Raw genomic sequence first — 248 nt, 5'->3', positions numbered from 1 at the left:
GCCGTTGCCGCGCGTTCGATGCGACCGGCGACGGCTACGTGCGCGCCGAAGGCGGCGCGTTCGTGCTGCTCAAGCCGCTTGACCAGGCGCTGGCCGATGGCGACACGATCCATGCGGTCATCGCCGGATCGGGCGTGAACTCGGATGGCCATTCGCACGGCGGCATCAACGTGCCGGCGGCGGCGACGCAGGCCGACCTGCTGCGCGCCGTCTATCGACGCGCAGGCGTCGACCCGCGCACGCTCGCC

The 248-nt window shown here is 72.6% G+C and carries 1 protein-coding gene; it reads left to right on the top strand.

Features of this window, described 5'->3' with window-relative positions:
* A partial coding sequence (locus tag SB816_RS33960) for a beta-ketoacyl synthase N-terminal-like domain-containing protein (RefSeq protein ID WP_410548495.1) occupies positions 1–248 on the top strand: 248 nt, incomplete at both ends.

The sequence above is a fragment of the Achromobacter sp. SIMBA_011 genome (assembly GCF_046535435.1).
In the GTDB taxonomy this organism is placed as follows: domain Bacteria; phylum Pseudomonadota; class Gammaproteobacteria; order Burkholderiales; family Burkholderiaceae_B; genus Achromobacter; species Achromobacter dolens.
This window is presented reverse-complemented; position numbering and strand designations above follow the sequence as displayed.